The following is a 23,665-nucleotide window of genomic DNA, read 5'->3' as shown; positions in this document are numbered from 1 at the left end:
GGCCGGACATGGCTGGGCCTCCCCCTATATAAGGAAAGCTTTTTTGAAAATCGCGCTGGCGCAAATCAATCCCACCATTGGCGACCTCGAGGGAAACGTGCGCAATATCCGCCAGGCGCACGAACGGGCGAAGGAAACAGGAGCGGAGATGGTGGTGTTCTCCGAGCTGGTGCTCTCCGGCTACCCGCCTAAGGACCTGCTCAACAAAACCGATTTCCTCATCCAGAACCGGCGTGCGCTGGACGCGCTGGTGCAGACGCTCACCGGACCTGCCGTAGTGCTGGGTCACGTCGGCGAGAACAACGGCGCCGTCGGTAAACGCCTGACCAACACCGCCACGGTGTTTCAGAATGGAAAAACACTTTTGCGTACCGACAAGCTGTTGCTTCCCGACTACGACGTGTTCGACGAGTCGCGGTACTTCTCGCGCGGCGAGTGCGTTCAGCTTCTCGACTGGAACGGTACGAAGGTTGGCATCACCGTGTGCGAAGACATGTGGAACTACGCGGGCTTCTACGATCACGGCCCCTACCACCGCAACCCGGTGCAGGAGCTGGCCGATGCGGGCATGCAGGCGTTGATCAACATTTCCGCATCGCCTTACCGCACCAGGCGCTGGCACACGCGGCGGGAACTCGCCCGGCACATTGTGAAGGAAACCGGTGTGCCGCTGGTGCTGGTCAACCAGGTCGGCGGCAACGACGACCTGGTGTTCGACGGACACAGCTTCGCCCTCGACAACAGGGGCAACGTCCTCGCGCAGGCCAAGGGTTTTGAGGAGGACCTGGTCACGGTGGATTGGAAGACGGGCGAAGGCACGGTGCATCCGGCGTACGAGTCGGAAGAGGAAGAGATGTTCCACGCGCTGGTGCTCGGCGTGCGCGATTACCTGAACAAGTGCGGCTACGCGAAAGCGGTGATCGGTCTGTCTGGCGGCATCGACTCCGCCGTGGTCGCCGTGCTGGCCGTGCACGCGCTGGGTGCGGACAACGTTCAGGGCGTGAGCATGCCGTCGCATTACACCGCCCCGGTGAGTGTGACCGACGCCGAACAACTGGCGGCCAACCTTGGCATCGCGTATTCGGTGGTGCCGATCCGCGAATTGTTCGACACCTACAAGAATATCCTCGCGCCGTTGTTGGGAGAAGGTCCGGAGGACGTCACGGAAGAGAACATCCAGGCGCGCATTCGCGGCAACATCCTGATGGCCGTGTCGAACCGCACGGGAAGCATGGTGCTTTCCACCGGCAATAAAAGCGAGATGGCGGTCGGTTACTGCACGTTGTACGGCGATATGGCGGGAGGGCTTGCTGTGATCTCAGATGTGCCCAAGATGAAGGTGTATCAACTGGCGCGGTGGATCAACCGCAACCGCGAGGTGATTCCGGCGAACATTCTGGAGCGTCCGCCGACAGCGGAGCTGCGCCCCAACCAGACCGATCAGGACAGCCTGCCGCCGTACGAGGTCCTCGACCCCATCCTCGAAGGGTACATAGAAGGCTACCTGTCGCTGCAGGAATTGGTGAAGAAAGGGTTCGACGCGGAGTTGGTGCGGGAGATCATCCGCAAGGTGGACAACAATGAGTACAAACGCAAGCAGGCCGCACCGGGCCTGCGCGTCACGTCCAAAGCCTTCGGCAGTGGACGCCGCCTGCCCATCGCCCAGCGGTACCGCCCCGGCGAATGAGTTTGATTCCTTATATTATGACTATTTGAAGAAGGCGCGGATGGTGGCGACCACGTGTTTCTGCTGGGTCTCCGTGACCTCGTTGGCGGCGGGGAGCGCCAGCACCTCGTCGGCCGCCTGTTCCGAGACGGGGAAGTCGCCTTTCTTGTGACCGAGATCGGCGAAGCATTCCTGCAGGTGCAGGGGCACGGGGTAGTAAATCTCCGTCATGATTTTCTTTTCGGCCAGGGCTGCGCGCAGGGCGTCGCGTTTGCCGTCCTTCACGCGGATGCAGTACTGGTTGAACGTGTGGCCCGGCACCACTTCCGGCGGGAGGCCGATGACCGAATCCAGCCCCGCTTCCGTGAACAGTTTTGTGTAACGCTGGGCGTTGGCGCGGCGGAATCCCAGCCAGGTGTCGAGGAAGGGAAGTTTGGCTCGAAGCACCGCCGCCTGCAGGGCGTCGATGCGGAAGTTGCCGCCGATCAGTTTGTGGTAGTACTTGGGTGCGCCACCGTGGACGCGCAGGATCTTGCATTTTTCGAACAAATCCGCATCGCGCACCGTCACCATGCCGCCGTCGCCGAAACTGCCCAGGTTCTTCGTCGGGAAGAAGCTGTAGCAACCGAAGTCGCCCATCGATCCGGCCTGTTTTCCTTTATACGTCGCGCCGCTCGCTTGCGCCGCGTCCTCGAAGACCAGCAGGTTGTGCTTTTGGGCGATGGCATTGATGGCATCCATGTCCGCGCACTGACCGTACAGGTGTACCGGCATGATGGCGCGCGTGTTTGGCGTGATCGCCGATTCGATTTTTTTCGGATCGATGTTGAACGAGTCCGGCTCGATGTCCACGAACACCGGTTTCGCACCGGTGCGGGAGATCGACCCCGCCGTGGCGAAGAAGGTGAAGGGAGTGGTGATGACCTCGTCGCCTTCGCCGATATCGGCTGTCATCAGCGCGAGCAGAAGAGCGTCGGTTCCTGAAGACACTCCCACCGCATTGGTCACGCCGCAGTAGGCCGCCATTTCCTTTTCCAGTTGTTCCACCTGCGGGCCGAGGATGAAATATCCCGACCGGATGACTGACATCCATGCCGCCTCCGCGCCTTCCATGATCTGCGGGTAGGTAGCGAGGATGTTGAGGAGCGGCACCGCCGGTTCAGGTTGCTGAGCCTGGGCGAGAACGCCATCCAGTTGTTCTGGCGTGACTACGGGAATGTCCGATTTTGGGAACGCCGCCGGTTGCGTGGTGACGATGCCCTGCAATTTGTGACGTGCGGCGAGTTCCAACGCAAGCGCGTGGGAATAGGCCGGGGCGTCGGATTTCAGGCCGGACTTCAATTCTTCCCCGGTCACGGGCATCAGGGTGACGGCGGAGAGGAAATCGCCCAGGGCTTTTCGCGATTCATCCGCCTTGCCGGTGGCCGACAGCCGTTCCAGGATGAGCGGCACGGAAGAAGCCATCACCCAGGCCTGCATGTCGCGCCGGTTGCACCGCTCCAGCACCTGGGTGTCCTGATTTTGCACCGCGTGAATGACGTAATCGTCGAACAGAAGAAATTGCATGGCGAGAAGTGCCTGGTAAAGGGTTTGTGGATGTGCCGTGGACATGGCACAATGGTTATTCAAGCCGAAAATTGTACCACGCACCGTGGTTAAAACGGGAAGGAATCCCGGAGGCCTTTGTTATGATCGACGAAATCAATTACTTTCCCAAGCGCGACCGTTTTCAGAAAAAGAAAAAGCCGGAAGACGACTGGAACGAGTTGAAAAAAAAACGGGCCCGGCAGGACGCGCGCAAAAAAGTCTGAAAAAAAATCCTCCCCCCGCCACCCCGGACTCCCCGCCGGAGAAATAATCCAAGCTGAATCAATGAGTTTTGTTCCATCTGGCGGTTGTTTTTTACCCTGTCTTGGTTGTCGCTGTTATGGCGATGGTATATACTTCTCTGAACTCAAAAACCGAATATCCATTCACAAGCTTTGGAGCCTCCCATGTGGTTCAACAGGAAAGACTGTTCATTCTCCTTTTTGCGATGTCTGATGTTAGCTGGAGCCGCGCTGTGGCTTCTGGGTTTTCCTATTGTGTCTCAGGCTTCCACGGATAGCGTGGAAGCGTTGATCCGGGAGGGCGATGCGGCCTTTGACAAAAAAGAATACCCGGTGGCGGAAAAGCTCTATACCCAGGCGCTTGAGCTGGACCCGGACAACCCGCGGGTCATGCACTCGCTGGCCCAGGTCAAAACCATTTTCAAGAAGTACGACGAGGCGCTCCAACTGGTGAATAAGGTGCTGGCCATGCCCATCTCCGGCGGCCGCACGGTGGTTGTGTACCGCAAGGGATCGTCGGAGGGAGAGGAAGCGGAACTGGTGGATGAAATCGTGCTTCCCCCGCAACGCACCAACAGCAATATGCGTAATTACGTGGACATCAAGGGCAATGACCCCATTCCGCACTACCGCCTGTTCTTCAAGGAAAAGAACCGCATGGAGCTGGTGCCGCAGTCGGTGGTGACCCTCAAGTACAAAGGGGTCCTGCGTGCGGTGTACCAGCAGGTGGCGCTGCTCAAGACTCAGGTCCAGAAAGCCATGATTGCAAAGGCAGGTTCTTCCGGTGAAGGAGAAATGGTGACCATTAAAGGGGGGTGTTTCCAGATGGGAAGCAAGCAGGGAACGCCCGCCGAGCAGCCGGTTCACGAGGTGTGCGTGGATTCCTTCCAGATGGACAAGTATGAGGTGACGCAGGCCCGGTTTCAGGCGGTGATGGATCGGAATCCTTCAGATCACATCGGCGCCAACCTGCCAGTGGAGAGCATCACCTGGAATGAAGCCAGCCAGTATTGCGAGAAGCAGGGCAAGCGCCTGCCGACGGAAGCGGAATGGGAATACGCCGCGCGCGGCGGCACGCAGACGCATTTTTACTGGGGCGACACGGTGAAGGGCAACGAAGCGAACTTCTGCGACAAGGCCTGCGAGCTCAACATCCGGGTCGCGGCCATCGACGACGGCTTTCGCACCACCGCACCGGTCGGCCAGTTCAAACCGAATTCCTACGGCCTGCACGACATGGCGGGCAACGTCGCGGAATGGACCGCCGACTGGATGGACGAAAACTACTACCGGTCGAGCCCCAAGGACAACCCGAAAGGCCCGCGTCCGCTGGACAACAAGGTGGTGCGCGGCGGCGCATGGAACACCACGGCAGGGTTCCTGCGCAGTTCCAACCGCGCGGCGTTCCTGCCGGACTTCCGCAATCCGGGTGTTGGCTTCCGCTGTGTAAAGCCAATGAAATGAAGCCGGGTGTGGGGCGGGCTCAGTCCCGCCACCACAGGCTGTAGAATCCGCTCGGGATGTGGTAGCCCTGCTCTTCGTTATGCAGGTACATCTCGCCCGCGTCGAACTGTCCCCGGTTCGGCTCCACGAGATAATTCAACATCATGTTCTTGAGCGTGAGCGCGGAGAAACCCGGCGAGTGCGTGGTGAACAGGATGAAGCGCGGTTCGCGGCTCAGCACGTTGCGGCACCGTTGCAAAAGTTGCGGCAGGTCCTTTTCGATTTTCCAGACTTCCCCCTTGGCGCCGCGCCCGAATGTGGGCGGGTCCAGAATGATCCCCTCGTAAAACCGTTCGCGGTTGTGTTCCCGTTTTAAAAACTTCAGCACATCGTCCACGTACCAGCGCACCGTGCGGTCGCCCAGTCCGGACAACTCCAGGTTCTTGCGCGCCCAATTGACGGAGGCTTTGGACGAATCCACATGCGCCACGCTTGCGCCGCCCGCGGCGGCGGCCAGTGTGCTGGCTCCTGTGTAACCGAAAATGTTGAGCACGTTTTTGGGGCTGTCGTCCGGCAGGGATTTGAGAAAATCGCGAATCCACAACCAGTGCGCCGCCTGTTCCGGGAACAATCCCATGTGGCCGAACCCTGTGGGCTTGATTTCGAAGATCAGGTCCTGGCAGGTCAACCGCCACGCGTCTTTCGGCAGGCCGGGCCGGTTGTGCCATTCTCCGCCGTAGTCCTTTCCCTTGGAATAGGTGTACTCGGAGACGGCTTCGTTCCATTCTCCTTTCGGCAGGGTGGCGGGCCAGATGGCCTGCGGTGCGGGCCGAATGAAGCGGTGTTCGCCGAACTGTTCCAGCTTGCGCCCGTTGCCGGAATCGAGGAGACGGTAATCGAATCCGTCAATGGGATAGCGTTCCGTGTAGGAAAGGAGAGTGGATGACAGGCGGTTCATGCGGAGAATGATATCACATCAAACGAAAGGGAAGGGAACTGCGGTCAATCAGGACGCCTGCCGAACGGTGGAGGGAATTTTTTTTCCGGGCTCAGGCCAGCTTTTCAATATGAGGTCCACCACTTTCAAAAGCTGTTTCTTGCTTGCGCCGCTTTTTGCCTGTACGGCCAAGCCGGAGTTGATGGTCATCAGGTAACACGCCAGCGATTTGGGATCGCAGTCGGGCGGGAGGTCGCCCTCCTGTTTTGCCCGCTCGAAGCGTTTTGCAATCCATCCCTCCGCCATGCCGCGCATCTTGGCCATCATCTTGCAGATTTTTTCCGATTCCGGACTCGTCACCAGGGCTCCCTGGATCATGAGACACCCGTTTGGCGACCCGCGGCGGGTGATCAATTCCACTTCTCCCGCCAGAATGCTTTCTACCACCTCATGGACGGTCTCTTTTTGAAGAGCGTCGTGGTAAATGTGGCCGTTGACCTCCGCGTAACGCTCGATCGCCTGAAGAAACAAATCCTCCTTGTTTCCGAAAGCGGCATAGAGGCTGGGAGCTTTCACGCCGATGGCCTCCGCCAGCAGGGCAATGGAGGTGCCTTCGTAGCCGTGCCGCCAGAACAGGTGCAGGGCGGTGTCCAGCGCCTGGGTCTTATCGAAATTTCTGGGACGTCCCCGTGTCATGGTGATTCTTGATCGGTTATTAGAAATATATGAATTGACTTCAGGAGAAGGGTAGCATATATTTTTAACGAATGCTAAATTATTAGCAGGATAGTCTGATCGGAGCGCCCTTCATGTGGCCAGGTGTCGATCCAAAAAACGGAAAAGGCGCGCGGTAAAGAAAGGTGCGGTGGCTCCGATAAGATTTCAGGGTGCCCGAACCAGGTTTTCCCGCGTCTCATTACCGGTCCATCCCGATTTAACACATCAACTCCGCATTTTTGAATGGCAACACAAACATTTCAGGGTGCGGTTGCGGCGAAATTTTTGTATTTGGTGTTCCAGTAGCTAATAATAAAATCAATCACTTATTGTTCAGGATTTGAATTGGACGACGACAACCAAAAGCCGAAGCGCTGGATTCCCCTTCTTTTTCTGGTTGCCGTGCTGGGGGTGTTCTGTTTGTCTCCGCCTGCCCGCAACCTCAATCGGAAGAGGTCCGTCCGCAACGGCGGGAGTTGCAACTGCCGGTGCAGGTGGGCCATGTGATCATCAAGGATGTGGTTGATGAAATCCGCACCGTTGGGAACATCGCCGCCGAGCAGCGGGTGCTCATCACCGCCGAAGTGGAGGGACGGGTCCGTCGCCTGCCTGTTGAAGAAGGGCAGACCATCCGCGCCGGCAATTTGATCGCGTCGATCGATTCCCGCCAGTACGAGCTGGAAGTCCAGCGGCTGGAGGCGGAGCAGCGCACAGCGCAGAAGGAATACGAAAAGACGCTCACGGGTGCGCGTCCGGAAGATAAAGAAAAGCTGGGAGCGCAGTTAAAAGCCGATGAAAGCGCGCTTGAGCTTGCCATTAAAGAAGAAAGGCGTTTCCGCAAGCTGGTGGAAGACGGCGTGGTGCCGCAGTCGTCTCTGGACGAGGCGGTGGACCGAGTCCAGCGCGCGCGGGAACAACTCCGGTCCAGCGGTGCGGCGTTGAAGGCGGGTACGCGTTCCCGCGATGAGGACATCCTGCAGGCGAAGTCGAATCTCGACAGCGTCACCCAGCAGTTGCGGCTGGCCAAACTGGATTTGTCGAAAACGAAAATTCTTGCTCCGTTCGACGGCGTGGTGATCGCCAAGCGCATCGAGGTCGGTGCGTTCGCCTCGCCTGGCACGGCTGTGATCGAGATGATCGGGTCGTCCAAGTTGAAAGCCGTTTTGGAGTTGCCGCAAAGCTACCGCAACAAATTGCGGAACATTTCTTCCGCCGAGTTTCATGTGGTGGACCTCGGTCTCCGTTTTGAGCTCAATCGCAACCTTCGCAATACGGTGCGCGTGATCCCCGACGCCAACATTTTTTCGGGCAACATCCAGGTGCAGATCGACCTGCCCGATGCCAACCCCGCGCTGTTTCCCGGTCTCACGCTGGAGGCGATGATACGTTTCGATACGCGCAAAAACATCAAGCACGTGCCGTCCATTTCACTGGTCATCGGAGAGCAGGGGACGGTGGTGTACATCGTGGAGGAAGGGAAAGCCAAGCTGGTTCCCGTGCGCGCCTTCAAGGAGCACGAGGGATTGGTCGAAATTGATGACTTCACTCACCAGTTGACGCCGCAGGCGGATTTGATCATGCGCGGTTCCGGTGCTGTGTTCCCGGGTGCAAAGGTGTTCCTCACCAATCCGGAACCGAAGGCGGAGCCGCCCTTTAATTCTGCGGAGACCAACAAGGCGCCGAAACCTTCCCAGGACTCGGAAACCTGATGAAGCTGGTCGACCATTCCATACGCAACTACCACACGGTGACCGTCGCCGTGGCCCTGGTGGCGGTGATTGGCGCCATCTGTTACAACATCCTGCCGCGCCAGCTGACCCCCACCGTGGACAAGCCGCTGATCGAGGTGACGACCGAATACCGCGGCCTGTCTCCCAATGAAGTGGAACGCAACATCACCCGCCGCATCGAAGACGAACTGGAAAACGTCGAAGGTCTCAAGAAAATGACCTCCGTCAGCAAGCACGGCGAGAGCACCATCACGCTTGAGTTCGACTGGGGGGTGGACAAAAACACCGCGACCATCGACGTCAACAACAAACTGCAACAGGTGAAAGACCTGCCGGTGCTCGCCGAAAAACCGGTGATGAAATCGGTTTCGACGGACAATTCCAATCCCATCATGTGGATCATCGTCGAGAAACCGGATCCCGCCATGCCGGACATCAGCCAGAACTACATGTACAAAGTGGGTGAGGACATCATCGTGCCTTTCCTGCAACGGGTGGACGGGGTGTCCGAGGTGTGGCATTTCGGCGGCGAAGAGCGGGAGATGCGTGTCGAGTTCGATCCCTACGCGGTGGCGCGCCTGCACCTGACGTACGACGACATCATCAAGCGTCTCTCCGACGAAAACCAGAACACCCGCGCCGGGTTCCACGATGAGACGCACCGCGAATACACGGTGCGCACGCTGGGCGAGTTCACCAGCCCAGACGACATCATGAAAACCGTCATCAAGCGCGACGGCGACAAAACCATCAAGGTGAGCGACTTCGCCACGGTGGTGGACGGGTTCAAGAGGACCACCTCGCTGGTGCGTATCAACGGCCGGCTGTCCAACGCCTTCGGAATCATCCGCCAGCCGGGGGCGAATGTGGTGCAGACCTGCAACCTGTCCGCCGAGGCGGTTGAGGAACTGAATCAGGAATTGCTCAACCGCGGTATTCCCATGCGGCTCAAAATCGTGTACCAGGACGTCACCTATATCAATGAGGCGATGTACCTGGTGAAGTCCAATCTCGCATTGGGCGCGACTCTGGCGGTGGTGGTTCTGCTGCTGTTCCTGGGATCGCTCCGCTCGGTGCTGATCGTCGCCATCAGCATTCCCACCAGCCTGGTGGCCGTGTTCATCATCCTCAAACTGCTGGACCGCAGTATCAACATCATTTCCCTTGCGGGCATGGCGTTCGCTGTGGGCATGGTGGTGGACAACTCCATCGTCGTGCTGGAAAACATCTACCGTCACCTCACGATGAAAAAGGGCGTGTTGAAAGCGGCGTACGACGGCACGGTGGAGGTGTGGGGCGCGGTGCTGTCATCGACGCTGACGACGCTCGCGGTGTTCCTGCCGATCGTGTTCATCGAGGAAGAGGCGGGCCAGTTGTTCCGCGACATCGCCATCACCATCAGCGCCAGCATTGCGTTGTCGCTCCTGGTTTCGATCACCGTCATCCCGACGTTGACCACGCTCCTCATCCGCCTCAAACCGGGTGAGGAATACAAACCGGGATTTTTTCACCGCAAGGTGTTGTGGCCGGTGGTGCAGTTCGGTAAAGGCGTGCACTGGTCGTACGGACGCATCATGCACCGACTGCTGGCTTACGGTCCGGGAAAGACGGTGCTGAAGTTCGGCGTCGTGGCCGGGGTCGTCGTGCTTCTCATCTGGAGTGTCACCATCCTGCCGCAACGCGACTACATGCCGTACGGCAACAACAACATGGTGTTCATGTTCATTGAACCGGTGGCGGGGACGCGAGTGGATGAAAACATGAAATACATCGCCGACTACGAAAAGGAAATCGTGCAGATGGACGACGTGGAAAACAACTTCCTCGTGTTTTCCACCGGATTCAACGGCGGTGGCGCCATCATCAAGGAAGAGCTTGCGCGCGGTCAGCGCGGCGAGGTGAAGATGGCGGTGAAATCGGATGAAATGGGAAAACGCATCTTCGCCATTCCGGGGTACCGGTTCGCCTTCGCCGTCCAGCGGCCCATCTTTCAGTCGGCGTCGAAGCAGTTCGATCTGGAAATCACCGGTCCCGACATGTTCAAGCTGAAAGACGTGGCCCTGCAGATGATCGGCAAAATCTCCGGCATGACCGGTGTGCATTCGGTGCGACCGGAATTTAAATTCGGCAACCCGGAGTTGCGCTTCATCCCGCGCCGCGCCAACGACGCGCGGCTGGACATGGGCGTGCCGGAAATCGGCGATATCATCGAATCGCTGAATGCGGGAACGTACCTGGGCGAATTCAACGACCAGGGCGAGCCCATCGATTTCGTCCTGGTGCAACGCGATCAGGGCACGCTGGGGCTGAACGACTACAAGGCCCTGCCGGTGTGGACCAAAAACGGCCTGATGACCAATCTCGGGCATCTGGCGGACATCGACGTCGCCGCAGGACCTGCACGCATCGACCACATCGAAAAGGAACGTTCCATCAAACTGATGGTGCAGGTGAAAAAATCCTCGCCCATGCAACAGGTCATCGACAGCATCGAAAACGAAGTACTGAAACCGACACGGCAGACGTTGTCTTCGGATTACGGCCTGCGCGTCGGCGGTTCGGCGGACGACCTCGCGGCGACGGAGTCCTCCCTGCTCAACAGTTTCTATTACGCGGTGGGGTTCATTTATTTACTGCTGGTGGCGCTGTTCAAATCGTTCATCCGTCCGTTCATCGTTCTGCTCACCGTGGTGCTGGCGGTGTCGGGGTCGTTCTTCGGCATCGTCTTGAACAACGAATACCAGAAAACCAACATCCGCGAATATTTAAAAGAGTTCAACGTGGAAAACCCGGCGGCCATGCTGGAGGATTGGAACTGGATCACCTTTGACATCCTGACGCAGTTGGGCGTGATCATCCTCGCCGGCATCGTGGTGAACAACGCGATTCTCATCGTGCACCAAATGCTGAACAACGTGCGCGCCGGGATGGACGAACGCGAAGCGCTGGCGACCTCGTGCCAGACGCGCCTCAGGCCCATCATGATGACGGTCATCTCCTCCGTGTCGGGCATGATGCCGCTGGCGTTCGGGGAAGGCGCGGGGACGGAACTCTACCGCGGCATGGGCACGGCGCTCATCGGCGGGCTGGTGTTCTCGACGTTCTTCACGCTGTTCCTCGTGCCCGTGCTCATTTCACTGATGGCCGACCTCGGCATCCATACGCGTAAAGAAGACCTCGTCAAAGATTCGCTGGAAGACTCGACTCCCCCCACCGCCCAGCAACCGGCGCAGTGATTGCGGCGAGGGTCCACCCCCCTCTTCAATCTTCCAAAATGGCCAGCACAAGGTCTTTGCGGCCTTCGAGCTTGGGAAGCTGTTCCTTGTCCGCCACCCGGCGGGCCATGTACGGCACTTCCTGAACGAGGTATTCGTTCATCTCGCCGGTGGTGATGATGCGGTCCTGATTGAGATCGGCCTGCCCCTTCAATCCCAGCAGAAAAAAATACGTGAACAGACTGTGGCCTTCCTTGTCCAGCCAGGTGCTGACCTGGTCGTTCTGCGCACTGGTGAGCACCGCCGTGTTGGAAAGCGGCAGAGGGTGGGATTGCGGAACGGGGACGATGGCGCTTGCCCGACTGAACAAAACGCCGCCGGGGGTCCTGCCGGAGAAACAGGTGTCGAGCACGATCACCGTTTCCTGCGCCGGTATCTTTTTCAGGTTCTCGTAGAACAGCGAAACCGAAAAGCCGGACTGCGAAATGTAGTCGAGGTCGGCGTCCACCGGCACGAAGTACAACTCCTCGCCCGTTACACCGGGGATGCCATGCCCCGTATAGTAAATGAACACGCGGCTCACGCCGGGGTTCACCCAGCGGAACAGTTTGCCGCGATGGTCGCGCGCCGTGCCGAACAGCGTGGCGAAATCGCCCTTGGTGGCGTCTTCATAGGTGATGATGTTGTCCGGGTAAAACCCCATGGTGCGGATGAGATAGGTCTTGACCATCTCCAGGTCGCGGTGCGCGTGCTCCACCTTCGGGATTCCTTTTTTCAGATACGTCCGGTTGCCGATGAGGAGGGCGATGTCATCCCGCCCCGCCGATTTGCCGATGGGGATCTGCTCGCGGGGATCGTTCGAAAAGCGACCGGCGTGGGAAAGATTTCCGGGTGCAATATGCGTTTTGTTTTTCTGTTGGGACACGACCTGCGTGTCCTCCGGTTGGACGCGTGTGTTTTGCGCCAGGCTGGGGTGCGTCGAGACAGCGTTGGCGAGCTTGATGGCGGCGGCGATGATGGATCGCTCCAGGCTGATCTTGGTGCGGTACTTGGCCTCGCGGTAGTCGTCGATGCTCGACGGCGTGGAAAGTCCCAGCGTGCGGAGCGCGGCGGCAACGTCCATCGCCGGGTTCAGGGTGCGTTCATTGAGCGTCGAGCGCCCATGGGTTTCGACCTGAAAGATGGTTTCCTGCGTTAAAGGGTCCTTGCCCGTCAGCTTGAGTTTGAAATATTGGGTTTCGCCCACGAATTCGGGATAGAGCAGGATGCCGTAACCCGAAGCCGTGAATTCCTGCTCCGCATCCTGCACGCTCACTTCCATGAATACCTCCTCCAGCGTTTCCCGGAGCAGGTGGGTGAGACCGTCGCCGATTTCCAGTTCATTGAACACCTTGGACTCCATCTCCGGGGGAATGAGAAGCAGGGCGGTGAGAACGTACCGGGTTTCGGGGAGCGTTTTTTCAGCCGGGTATTTGTGATGGGTGAGTTCGGAGTCGATGGTGCCGCCGCAGGCCGCAAGAAAGCCAACCAAAAGGAAAATGAGAAAGGATTTAAAAAACAGACGCGGCGAAAGGCAGCGGGGGATTGAGCGGTCAGGCTGGGGGGTGCCGTTTCGGGAATGCATGGCCGGTGACTCTCCAAGTTTCAGGGCTTATAAAAAGTATAAGGCCTGCGCCGGGGTTGTCAATTCAGGCAGAGGCGAGCGGCCAGTCTTCGGGGGCGGGACTTTCGAGAGCGATGGTTTCGCCGGTGGTGGGGTGGGTGACGATTAGTTTGTGAGCGTGGAGGGCGATGCGGCCTTCCGGCAAAGTCGATTGGGCGCGGTACTTGGCGTCGCCCACCAGCGGATGGCCGAGAAACGCCAACTGCGCGCGGATCTGGTGGAAGCGTCCGGTGTGCAACTCCACCTCGACTAAAGAGGTCTCGCCCCGTTTCTCCAGCACGGTATAAGTGAGTTCGGCTTGTTTCGCTTCCGGCGTGGGGCGCGGGAACACCGTGGCTTTCATCGATCTCTCTTTCCTTAAATAATGCACGAGGCGGTCGGATTCTTTTTCCGGCGCGCCTTCGACCCGGGCCAGATAAAACTTGCGCGCGGTGTGGTTGCGGAACTGTTCCGACAGGCGCGATGCGCCTTTCGAGGTGCGCGCGAACAGGACGACGCCGGAGACGGGCCGGTCCAGCCGGTGCACCAGTCCCAGGTACACCTTACCCGGTTTGCCGTATTCGTTTTTGATCCAGTCGCGGGTTTGATCGAGCAGGTTGGGCGCGCCGGGGGCATCCGATTGCGTCAGTACGCCTGCCGGTTTGTCCACGGCGATGAGGTGGTTGTCCACGTAAAGGATGGTGAGGCCGGGCGTGGCGGAATCCTTCACACCGGCAGGTTCCGTTTTGCTTCCGCTTCCTTACCCGGAATGTACGGCGGGGTGACGATGCCGCAGGATATGATGAATTTCAGGCCTTCCTCGACGGTCATGGAGAGCACGGTGACGTCCTCCTTCGGCACGAAGACGAGGAAGCCGGAGGTGGGATTGGGCGTGGTGGGCACGAACACGTTGATGAGGTCTTCGTCGGTGAGCGCCTGCACCTCGCCGCGGGTTTCGTTGGTGACGAAGCCCAGCGAATAGATGCCCTTGCGCGGGAACTCGACCATCACCACCTTGCTGAAGGCTTTGGTGTCGGTCTGCGCGATGGTGGTCACCACCTGTTTGGCGCCGGTGTAGATGCTGCGCACGACGGGAATTTTCTCGACGATGGTTTCCCACACCTGCACGAGTTTCGCGCCGAAGATGTTTTTGGTGAAGATGCCGATCAGGAAAATAAACAACAGCGTCATGATGACGCCGAGGCCGGGCAGGCGGAAGTCCGGCGGAATGGGCGCGCCGGCGAAGATGAGCAGTTTGGTGAACATCGGCGACAGCCAGTTGTCCAGCGTCTTGAACAGGAAGTTCAGGATGAAGACGGTGAACGCGATGGGCAGTGTGACGAGCAGCCCGGTGATGAAGATGTTGCGAAGTCGCCGTTTGAAGTCGGTAATCACGGAATTCCTGAAAAATATCGGACGGCCGGCGGGCCGGGATGACGTTCCCCCGGAGGGTGGAATCCGGAAGGCGGTACGGTCTTCATTATATAGAGGCGGCGAGTGGCTTGGCAAGCGGGAAGGAGAAGGGGGCAAGGTCCCGAAAAAATTGGGCTTGCAGGAAAGGAAAGTTCTGGTAAGATCGGGGAAAAAGAACGCAAAAACTGGAATTTGGGGCTGTGGCGCAGCTGGGAGCGCGCTTGAATGGCATTCAAGAGGTCAGGGGTTCGATCCCCCTCAGCTCCACCAGCCTGCGGCTGGACGCAATGTTTAGGAAAGTTGTGTTCCAGCCGCTTTTTTATTTCTGAAAGGCGGGGGATGAATTCCGTCCCCCTGCAAGGAGTGCCGCTGGACCCGGCATGAGAATCATGCTCGGGTTCAGCGGCTTTTTTTGTTTATTTGTGGTGGTCCCTCCTCGGAATTCCTTTTGCCCTGTATGACCTGGAAAGAAAAATCATTGATCATGCATCCATGTAGTTGGTGAAACCACAACGCGTTCCTCCTTTCTCCTACAACTCAAATCAGAAAAAACGAATTGAAAATTATTTTTTCAATTAGGTGTTGACTAACGAATTTAATTTCGTGTATCGTACTTCCTCTATTGTAAAATCGAAATCTCTCTAGCGGATGGTCGCAGGTTAAAATATTAGAAAATTTGATTATTTCTAATAGGAAGGTGGATGAGCACAAGAAAAATAGCTACCCCGTCGTGGACGTTCTTAACGAATCATGCGCATGTTCTATTGTGCCTTGCCAAAAACCCGTCTGAACGCATACGGGACCTGGCGGATGAAGTTGGAATCACGGAACGTGCAGTTCAACGCATTATTGTGGAACTGGAGGCGGACGGATACCTGGAGCACCGTCGAGATGGAAGAAGGAACGTATACAAGGTTTTCAGTCGCAAGCCCTTGCGGCATTCAATAGAAAAGCATCGGAAGGTCCAGGACCTGATCCGGTTGATTAATAAATGACATGACGCGAATTATTAATCCGGTAGCTGATCCTTTTAGTGAGGTCGACAAGGGCAGGATCCTGCTCAAATAATATTAATTATTGAACCTGAAAAGCTTTTCATGATTTGAAGGCTTTACCGGGCAAGGACAATAATTACCCAATGACAATTCCATTATTTATTATTATCTTCCCGCTTCTGGCGGCAGTCCTCATCGGTTTCTTCGGCGAGCGCATGAAATCGCATGTGGCCAGGGTGGGGGTTGTCGCAACGGCGAGCGCATTCTTTATCTCAGTTTCGACTCTTTATCAGGTGAGTACTCAGGGGCCTGTTCATATCATGTTGTGGCCTTTGGATTCCGGTGGAGCCTCGGTATTTAAGTTGGGTCTACTGATCGATCGCCTGACGGCTGTCATGATGGTGTTGATCACCAGTGTCAGCACTGTCATTCATGTTTACTCGATCCGTTATCTGGAAGGCGACTCCGGTTACATCCGGTTTTTCGCCCTGTTGAGTTTTATAACTTTTGTAATCCTTTCCCTTGTTTCCAGTTCAAACCTGTTCATGTTGTTTGTGTTCTGGTCTCTGTTGAGCTGGGCGCTCTACCTTATTCTTGTATTTAATTATTCTCATCCGGATGCGAGGAAAAACGCGTTTAAGACTTTTATCGTGCATCGAGTCGGCGACGTATGCTTTCTTTTCGGCATCTTTCTGGCCTACAGGTATTTCGGGACTCTTGAGTTTTCCGAGTTATTCCGGGCCGCCAGGCAGACCCAAACGATTTCCCTGCTGCCCGGAAATATTCTCGATGTCAACGCGGTCTCTGTAATCAGTTTGCTCATTTTTGTGGGCGCCATGGCGAAGTCGGCGCAGTTTCCCCTGCATGTATGGTTGCCGGATACCATGGATTCACCCACACCGGTTTCCGCCCTCATGCATGCGGGTATCGTCAATGCGGGCGGATTTTTATTGAACCGGCTTGCTCCTTTTTACGCTCTCTCGCCAACAACGCTTCATGTGGTTTTTCTGATTGGGGTCCTGACGGTGTTGCTCGGGGCTTCCATGATGCTGGTTCAAAATGATATCAAGAAAACTCTGGGTTTTTCGACCATGGGGCAAATGGGCTACATGATCATGGAATGCGGGCTGGGGGCCTTTGCGCTGGCAATCTTTCATTTGATCGCCCATGGGCTCTTTAAAGCGACCCTGTTTTTACGGGCAGGGCAGGGCATTCATGACGCGCGGGATGAACCCGAGTTTCCGCATGAATCGGAGCATGAACCGGTGAGGGCCCCCAACCAGTTGTCCTGGTATACGGGTTTGATCCTTACCCTGATCATGCCGCTGATCATTCTGATGGTGGCCCACGACGTTTTGGATGTTCCTTTAAAGGATGCCAATGGAGCCGTCATCTTCCTCTTTTTCGCATGGGTGACGGCCTCCCAGGCAATGTTCAGCTTGTATCGTCTTCACCCGGTGGGTTCATGGGCGGTTGTCAGTGCGATGATCGGCTCCCTGTTTTTCATTGTGTTCGTTTATCTTTGGGCCGGCGAGGCGTTCACCCATTTTATTTATCATGAGCCGGGTGTGGCTGCCGGGTTTTTCAAGGCAGCGGCTTTCAATCCAAAAGTTTTTGACATGCTCGTATTGCTGGCCACGCTCCTCATCATTTTTGGCTGGGTTGTCATCTATACCAATTCCCGGGGCCAGTCTGTTTTCATGAAGAGCTGGGTGGTTTCCATCCGCAATCATATGTACATCCTTTTGGTCAATCGGTTTTATCTGGACCTTTTCTATGTGCGGTGTGGCAGTAACCTGTTGCGATGGGCTCAAAAGGTAGCTCACCGTTTTTAAAATAGAACCGGAAATCAAGATGATTTTAGAAAATTTCATTTCAATTATACTGGCACTGGCCCCGGTGATTCTGGGGGCGGTGTGGCAGGTTTCGCGAATTTCACCCGTCAGGCTGAAGACCCTGGGGCTGGCAGTGGTTGTTTTTCTGGCTGGCGGAATGGTCATGATGCAGTCTGCATTTGGCCTGGAACGGCCGGTTCTCCTTTTGACAGGCGCGGTGCTGCTCTCCGGATTTTGTTCCATTCTGGGTCAGGGTGACACGACCGAGCCTGCCAACGTGAGTGCTTCGATCCTGATTGTTTTGGGACTGGGCCTGGGTGTCCTGTTTCACCAGGGGTTGCTGGGCAGGCTTTTTTTGATCGGCCTTTTGGGATACGTCCTCACCACGTTCAATCGTGGGAAAAGCAATTCGATCAGGGAAAAGCTGGTCTTTCCCCACCTTGTCGTTGCGATCATCCTGGCTATCAGTTCTATCTTTATTGGGGAACCCCTGGGTTTGTTTGCGGGTCTTTTCCTTGCGGTGACCTTCCTGCCGCTGGCCCCATTTCATCTTCCATTCGTCGCAGTGATTGAGAATGCGAAAGGGACCCTGTCCAGCTTTTGGATAGTCTTGTGGCTGGCCATCGGACTTTCAGAATTGAACGGAATCCATTCCCTCCTCACTTCTGAAATGCTTTCCGGGATCGGCCTGCTTGCTTTGGCAAGTGCGGTTTATGCTTCCATGGCCTGTCTTGGTCAGCCGAAAAGCAACTTGTTTGTGGCCTCCGCAACCGTGGCTCATGTGGCTCTGGTCTGGGGGTTGCTGGACGTGTTTTCCAGTTTCCCTGAATGGGGAGTCTCCTTTGGGGTGGCTGTGGCCCTTTTGATGGGGGGCGTCATCCTCGCGTTTTCTTTTGTCCGCCAGCGTTACGGCTGGAATATCCTGGGAAAACTTCCAGGCTTGGCCTCCCCCATGCCCCGGTTTGGCATGGTCATGGTTTTTCTCGTGAGTTTCGCCATGTTTCTCCCGCTGTTTTCAACTTTTTCCGGATTGAGGTTCATGGAAACAACGGCAACGCATGGCGGGGGAATGGTCATGCTGTTGATCACATTCCTTGTGGTCTGGTTGGGAGGGGGATGGTATTTCTCACGGATGCTTCATCAAACCGCTTTTGGCCAGGTGCGTTCGGACGTGCCCTATACGGACCTGCGAAAAGGAGAGTTTTTCGCGGTATCGGCATTGTTAATTTTTGCAGCATACAGTGGATTGATCCATTAGTGTGCTCTTCTTCATAAATGAATATTTGAAGGTCAGGAAGGCAAAGCCATGAATCGTCTCGAAGTCAAAGAAATGGTTCCGCCAAGTGAATTGCAGCGGATGGAATTGCGTTCACTCGTTAATCTGGCGGGTGAAACGATCTCGTATTTCTGGCCGATGAAAACCTTCATCCACCACAATCCGCTTCATGGATTGGAGGAAATGTCCTTTGAGAAGGCCATAAAAGAAGGTGAGCGGGTTTTTGGAGGTCGCGGTTATCTTTGCAATGAAGAGTACCGGAGTTACTTCCAACAGGGCCGGATTTCTGAGAAGGCGGTAAAGGATGCTTTGAAGGACGTGTCCCAGGATGCGGTGATCGCGATTGGCGACCGCAAACTCTCCCATCAGGAAATTTTAAGGGCCATCCTCGTTCATGGAACTGGAAAAATCGCCCCGGATGTCAGTTCGGCGGTTTTAAAGCCTTCCCTGAGCCAGCCGGGGGTGAGGAATCTGGTAGATAAAATTCAGGAGTTGACGAATAACAACCAGCGGGGATCGTTCCTCACAGAGCATGGATGTCAGGAGCAGGAGGATCTGGGAACAAAGTACACCATGGGAGAATGGTGCGATCAATCTTTGGGGACCACCGTGCAGGATCAGTTGAACAATGAGTTCATCAAATGGTGCGCGGGGTTTCTCGATGAAGGGCATGCTTCCTGGCACATGCCGTGTCGCGAAAAAACTTTTTATGGCGGATGGAAGGAATTGGCTCAGGAGGAATCAGCGGGAGCCATGCTGGGAATTTCAAACTGGCAGACCAAAATCCGGGAGCTGCCGGACCGGCCCGAAGATTCCATTTTGGAAAGCCTGTCTTTAATGAAGCTTCCCAAGGAATTGTGGAGCAACTATTTTACATTGAAGTTGACACGCATGTCCGGCTGGACCGGGTTCATCAAATGGCGTGCGGACCAGACCGACTACGAGTGGCAGAGCTCCTATCCCATCGACCTGGTCCAGTACATGGCTGTCCGCATGTTTTATGAGCGGGAATTTGTGGCGCGGGCGTGTGAAGATAAACTGGGGATTCCCGGAAACTATACAGCGATACAATCCTACCTGAAAAATCATTCCATTGGGTACGGTCTCTATAAAGAATATCAATTGCGAGGCCTGCCGGATGAATTGGAAGGCAGCCTGAATGCGTCCTTGTTCATTCAAAATCCACTGAGAATCGATGCCTTGGACCGGTGTGATCCGGAACTGATTGCAAAATGGGAACGAATCCGGCAACAGCAGGAGACGGATGTTCAAGCCCTCGTCATTTTGCACCTGGCACGATCTCTGGCTCTTCCGGTTCAGGACTTTTTGAAAAGCACACCGGAGGCCTTGACCACGTTGCTCGATTGGGTTGAGGAGTTTCCGGAATCGCAGCATGGACCCATCTGGCTCCAGGCTTTTGAATCCAGTTACATCAAGGAGTTTGTCAAACAGGTTTCCCCCAACTTTCAGAAATTGCGCAAGGACGATTCTTCGGAAGAAAAACCTCCGGAGTCGCGCCCGCTGGCCCAGGCGGTCTTTTGCATAGATGTTCGTTCCGAAGGCTTTCGAAGACACCTGGAGGAGGTGGGTGGAAACGAAACGTTTGGTTTCGCCGGCTTTTTTGGGGTTCCGATCTGTTATCAGGGGTTTTCCAGCGAGCAGCAAACGGACCAATGCCCGGTCCTTCTGAAGCCCAAGCACATCGTCAGGGAAATCCCCCGTGCCTATCAAGGCTGGGATGCTGAAAAATATATAGTCCGCCAGAAACTCGCCAAGACCGGGAATGCACTTCTCGAGGAATTAAAGGAAAACGTGATCACGCCTTATGTCATGGTCGAGGCAATTGGCTGGTTTTATGGATTCAAGCTTTTTGGCCAGACGTTGCATCCCAAGCTGTTCAAGTCTTTTATCTCCCTGGTGAAGGACCCGTTTGACGTCCCCTTAAACACCACATTGACCGTTGACAAAATCAGCCGCGAAGAAGCCCAGGAAATGGTCGCGTCCCAGCATCGGGCAGCCATCTACAAATTATTGATAAAGCGGTATGGTCGCAAGGGTGCCGCCGTTCCTCATGACCAGATCGAACGGTTGCGCCAACTGGCAATGCAGGAAAACCCAGCTCAATCCAACGGGAATTCCGAATTGCTCCGGTTGTTGCGTTGGACCGAAACCGATCTGGACCAGTTTATTAAAGTGCTCAGGAAAGACTTCGATATTACGGAGCGGGATGAGGCCCACCGGATGCACCGAATCACCCAGACCGGTTTTACAGTCACAGAGCAAGCCCATTTTGTGGAAACCGCTCTCCGGATAATGGGATTCACCAAATCGTTTGCCCGTCTCGTCCTGCTTTGTGCGCATGGCAGCACTTCCGACAACAATCCCTACGAATCCGCCCTGGATTGCGGGGCTTGCGGCGGTAACCACGGGGTCTCCAACGCGAGGACTCTGGCGGTCATGGCCAACAAACCCCAGGTCCGGCAAATGCTGGCCCAAAAGGGCCTGATAATCCCGGCCGATACGCATTTCCTGCCGGGTCAGCACGACACGACCACGGATGAGGTGAAACTTTTTGACCTGGAAGATGTTCCAGCGACCCATCGAAAGGACTTGCTCCGCCTTCAACAGGACCTGAAGACGGCGGGTGAAAACAATAGCAAGGAACGCCTGTCCCGCTTTCCGGACGAACCCAAAAGGAAAGGGGATTTCGAGGCCCTGCCGCTCACCAAAAAACGGAGCGTGGACTGGTCACAGGTCCGGCCGGAATGGGGACTGTCCAAGCATACCACTTTCATTGCAGGGCGGCGGTTGTTGACTCAGGGAATCAATCTGGAAGGCCGGGCGTTTTTGCATTCCTACGATTCCAGTCAGGACCCAAATGGGAAGTATCTGGAGATCATCATGACCGCTCCGATGGTCGTCGGAAACTGGATTAACATGGAGCATTACTTTTCCACCGTTGACCCTGAAGTCTATGGGAGCGGAAGCAAGGTGTATCACAACGTGGTCGGCCGTCTGGGTGTCATGTATGGGACCCAGAGTGATCTATGTATTGGACTTCCCATCCAAACGGTATATGATGGAGACAAACCTTTCCATGAGCCCATGCGGTTGTTCGCAATTATTGAGGCTCCTCCGAAAAAAATTACGGACGTCATGGCGAGACATGAATTCCTCCAGGAAATGTTAAGAAATCAATGGATTCATCTTGTTGCTCTGGATCCCGATAGCATGGAGTTTTTTCTCTTTCAATCGCCTGACGATTGGGAGCCAATTCAATAAAAACTAATTTGTTTGGGAGGATTGATGCACATGAGTGGTATTGAACTTCATCCAATGAAAGAAATAAAAATCATTGTCGAGGGAGAGCATCTGCATTTTGTGACGGATATCCTGGATCGGATCAAAGCCAGCGGCTATACGATTTTCAGCAACATTTCAGGAAAAGGGCATCACGGCTTTCATGAGGGCCACCTGATGTTCAATGACACAAGCAGCTTGCAGATGGTCCTCACCATCGTGCCGGAAGAAAAACTGGATCCCATTCTCTCCGCACTCAAGCCGTTTCTGGAGCGTCACTCCGGAGGGGTTTTCGTGCTGGAGGCCAGCGTGCTTCGAAGGGATCATTTCGCGCCCAAGGATTCATAGCGAATTTTTTAAACAACAACGAGAAAATCCGGTCCCGCCCGGGAATGCGTTCGAGCCGTTGCTTGTAGCCGGAAATTGGACTTTCCCGATTATTACCTTCTGAGGGTTCTCCACCGAGAGGCACCCTGGCACCCTATCCCCTCCTTTTCAGTCGCAAGTTTGCTTTGCCCCATAGGTTGGTAGTTTTTAGTGGCTGGAGTTCCGGAAGAGACATTTGATTTTCAGTGAAGTCCTTTATGTTGGGATCGGCGGTGACGATAACCAGCGTCCAGGGGTGGCCTGGAGAGCAAAGGTTTTCAAGGATGAGCTTCCGGTTTTGGTTCCGTACTTCATGCGATGCCCCTTCCAAAATCAACAGGTGACCCGCCCCTCTAAGTTGTACCACTTTTTAAGTTAGAGTTTCAGTTTTGGGTTTAAGGACCTCCGGTGCCGGAGGGCGGTAATCCAAGGCACTGTGCGGTCGAAACCCGTTCTATTCCTTTCTCCATCTTTCGATCAACACCTGTTTCACGACCGGATTCATCCGGGATAAAATCGGACGCATCACTCAAAAGACGGAAACGGTCAACGGAGTTACCCATGTTTTTGAATATGATTATGATCTACGTGGCAAGCTGAAAGAGGTGAAAAAAGATTCTGTTGTAACAGCAAGCTATTCCTATGACGATAATGGAAATCGTTTGAATAATGGAGCGATGTACGATGCTCAAGATCGTCTGATCTCGACAAACACCGCAACTTATACTTACACTGATAACGGTGAATTGTTGTCGAAAACGGAAGGTGGTCAAGCAACTACATATAGCTACGATGTCTTGGGCAACCTGATATCCGTGACTTTGCCGGATGGTACATTGGTCGAATATGTCATCGATGGCAGGAATAGAAGGATTGGAAAGAAAGTCAATGGAACTCTAGAGCAGGGTTGGCTGTACAAGGATGCCTTGAATCCCATTGCGGAACTAGATGGTGCGGGCAATGTGACGGCCCGGTATGTCTATGCCTCCAAAGCAAACGTGCCGGATTATATTATTAAAGGAGGCGTCACATATAGAGTGATTTCCGATCATCTTGGTTCCCCTCGGCAAGTCATAAACACGGGTGATGGAACCGTTGCCCAACAAATGGACTTTGATGAATGGGGAAATGTGACTGTAGACACGAATCCCGGGTTTCAACCGTTTGGGTTCGCGGGTGGCTTGTATGACCAGGACACGAAATTAGTGCGATTTGGAGCGCGGGACTATGATCCGGAGACGGGCAGATGGACCATTAAGGACCCTATCCGGTTTGAGGGAGGCGACTCGAATCTCTATGGT

Annotated in this window: 17 protein-coding genes, 1 tRNA gene and 1 pseudogene; 12 read left to right on the top strand and 7 right to left on the bottom strand. The window is 55.5% G+C overall.

The annotated features are described in order from the left end of the window. Nucleotides 1–43: 43 nt before the first annotated feature. Entirely contained in the window at nt 44–1,687 is a 1,644-nt protein-coding gene (locus tag TX82_RS00090; protein WP_005005297.1) for an NAD+ synthase, read from the top strand. A 21-nt stretch (nt 1,688–1,708) separates the two neighbouring features. Here TX82_RS00090 and TX82_RS00085 read toward each other — a convergent pair whose 3' ends face one another. After that, on the bottom strand, nt 1,709–3,277 hold the full coding sequence (locus tag TX82_RS00085; protein WP_005005295.1) for a DegT/DnrJ/EryC1/StrS family aminotransferase: 1,569 nt from the start codon (nt 3,275–3,277) through the stop codon (nt 1,709–1,711). 77 nt (nt 3,278–3,354) lie between these two features. Between TX82_RS00085 and TX82_RS16935 the strand changes: the two genes are divergently transcribed. Continuing rightward, nucleotides 3,355–3,477, top strand: a complete 123-nt coding sequence (locus TX82_RS16935; RefSeq protein WP_005005293.1) for a hypothetical protein — start codon at nt 3,355–3,357, stop codon at nt 3,475–3,477. A gap of 273 nt (nt 3,478–3,750) precedes the next feature. Next, nucleotides 3,751–4,959 (top strand): formylglycine-generating enzyme family protein, encoded by a 1,209-nt coding sequence (locus TX82_RS14835; RefSeq protein WP_222822914.1) that lies wholly within the window; start codon nt 3,751–3,753, stop codon nt 4,957–4,959. Nucleotides 4,960–4,978: 19 nt separating this feature from the next. Here the strand turns inward: TX82_RS14835 and TX82_RS00075 are convergent, their stop codons facing one another. Continuing rightward, entirely contained in the window at nt 4,979–5,896 is a 918-nt protein-coding gene (locus TX82_RS00075) for a class I SAM-dependent methyltransferase (protein WP_005005288.1), read from the bottom strand. Between the two features lie 48 nt (nt 5,897–5,944). Then, nucleotides 5,945–6,571 (bottom strand): TetR/AcrR family transcriptional regulator, encoded by a 627-nt coding sequence (locus TX82_RS00070; protein ID WP_005005286.1) that lies wholly within the window; start codon nt 6,569–6,571, stop codon nt 5,945–5,947. A gap of 524 nt (nt 6,572–7,095) precedes the next feature. Between TX82_RS00070 and TX82_RS00065 the strand changes: the two genes are divergently transcribed. Both TX82_RS00065 and TX82_RS00060 read left to right on the top strand, forming a co-directional pair. Further along, nucleotides 7,096–8,301 carry an efflux RND transporter periplasmic adaptor subunit gene (locus TX82_RS00065; protein ID WP_187291874.1) on the top strand — a complete coding sequence of 402 codons (1,206 nt, stop codon included), beginning with the start codon at nt 7,096–7,098 and terminating at the stop codon, nt 8,299–8,301. Then, complete coding sequence (locus TX82_RS00060) at nt 8,301–11,558, top strand: efflux RND transporter permease subunit (protein ID WP_005005284.1); 3,258 nt, start codon at nt 8,301–8,303, stop codon at nt 11,556–11,558. The genes TX82_RS00065 and TX82_RS00060 overlap by 1 nt, the downstream gene beginning before the upstream one ends. Nucleotides 11,559–11,583: 25 nt before the next feature. On the opposite strand, the gene TX82_RS00055 is transcribed toward TX82_RS00060, so the two are convergent. The 3 genes from TX82_RS00055 to TX82_RS00045 form a co-directional block, all read right to left on the bottom strand. Next, nucleotides 11,584–13,161: a caspase family protein gene (locus TX82_RS00055; protein ID WP_005005283.1), complete on the bottom strand. Its 1,578-nt coding sequence runs from the start codon at nt 13,159–13,161 to the stop codon at nt 11,584–11,586. Between the two features lie 64 nt (nt 13,162–13,225). Next, the gene (locus TX82_RS00050) at nt 13,226–13,909 is read right to left on the bottom strand and encodes an RluA family pseudouridine synthase (protein WP_005005282.1); all 684 of its coding nucleotides are present in this window, start codon (nt 13,907–13,909) and stop codon (nt 13,226–13,228) included. Then, complete coding sequence (locus tag TX82_RS00045; RefSeq protein WP_005005281.1) at nt 13,906–14,574, bottom strand: DUF502 domain-containing protein; 669 nt, start codon at nt 14,572–14,574, stop codon at nt 13,906–13,908. Before TX82_RS00045 ends, TX82_RS00050 begins: the two co-directional genes overlap by 4 nt. Before the next feature lie 212 nt (nt 14,575–14,786). Between TX82_RS00045 and TX82_RS00040 the strand changes: the two genes are divergently transcribed. From TX82_RS00040 to TX82_RS00015, 6 genes are all read left to right on the top strand, one after another. Next, nucleotides 14,787–14,862 (top strand) — tRNA-Ala (locus TX82_RS00040). A gap of 431 nt (nt 14,863–15,293) precedes the next feature. Continuing rightward, nucleotides 15,294–15,587 (top strand): helix-turn-helix transcriptional regulator, encoded by a 294-nt coding sequence (locus TX82_RS00035; protein ID WP_005005280.1) that lies wholly within the window; start codon nt 15,294–15,296, stop codon nt 15,585–15,587. Nucleotides 15,588–15,694: 107 nt separating this feature from the next. Next, nucleotides 15,695–17,422, top strand: a complete 1,728-nt coding sequence (locus tag TX82_RS00030) for an NADH-quinone oxidoreductase subunit 5 family protein (RefSeq protein ID WP_222822904.1) — start codon at nt 15,695–15,697, stop codon at nt 17,420–17,422. Between the two features lie 133 nt (nt 17,423–17,555). Then, nucleotides 17,556–18,680, top strand: a complete 1,125-nt coding sequence (locus tag TX82_RS00025) for a hypothetical protein (protein WP_187291873.1) — start codon at nt 17,556–17,558, stop codon at nt 18,678–18,680. 48 nt (nt 18,681–18,728) lie between these two features. Next, nucleotides 18,729–21,980 (top strand): DUF2309 domain-containing protein, encoded by a 3,252-nt coding sequence (locus tag TX82_RS00020; protein ID WP_005005277.1) that lies wholly within the window; start codon nt 18,729–18,731, stop codon nt 21,978–21,980. Nucleotides 21,981–22,010: 30 nt separating this feature from the next. Next, complete coding sequence (locus tag TX82_RS00015) at nt 22,011–22,346, top strand: P-II family nitrogen regulator (protein ID WP_042250145.1); 336 nt, start codon at nt 22,011–22,013, stop codon at nt 22,344–22,346. A gap of 388 nt (nt 22,347–22,734) precedes the next feature. On the opposite strand, the pseudogene TX82_RS17290 reads toward TX82_RS00015, so the two are convergent. Next, nucleotides 22,735–22,851, bottom strand: a pseudogene (locus tag TX82_RS17290) (integrase core domain-containing protein); the annotation flags it as partial. On the opposite strand from TX82_RS17290, the gene TX82_RS00005 reads away from it, so the two are divergent. Further along, nucleotides 22,841–23,665: RHS repeat domain-containing protein (locus TX82_RS00005; protein ID WP_442939870.1), on the top strand; the 825-nt coding region annotated here is incomplete at its 3' end. The pseudogene TX82_RS17290 and the gene TX82_RS00005 sit on opposite strands and share 11 nt — an antisense overlap.

The organism is Nitrospina gracilis 3/211, assembly GCF_000341545.2.
GTDB classification, from domain to species: Bacteria; Nitrospinota; Nitrospinia; order Nitrospinales; family Nitrospinaceae; genus Nitrospina; species Nitrospina gracilis.
This window is presented reverse-complemented; position numbering and strand designations above follow the sequence as displayed.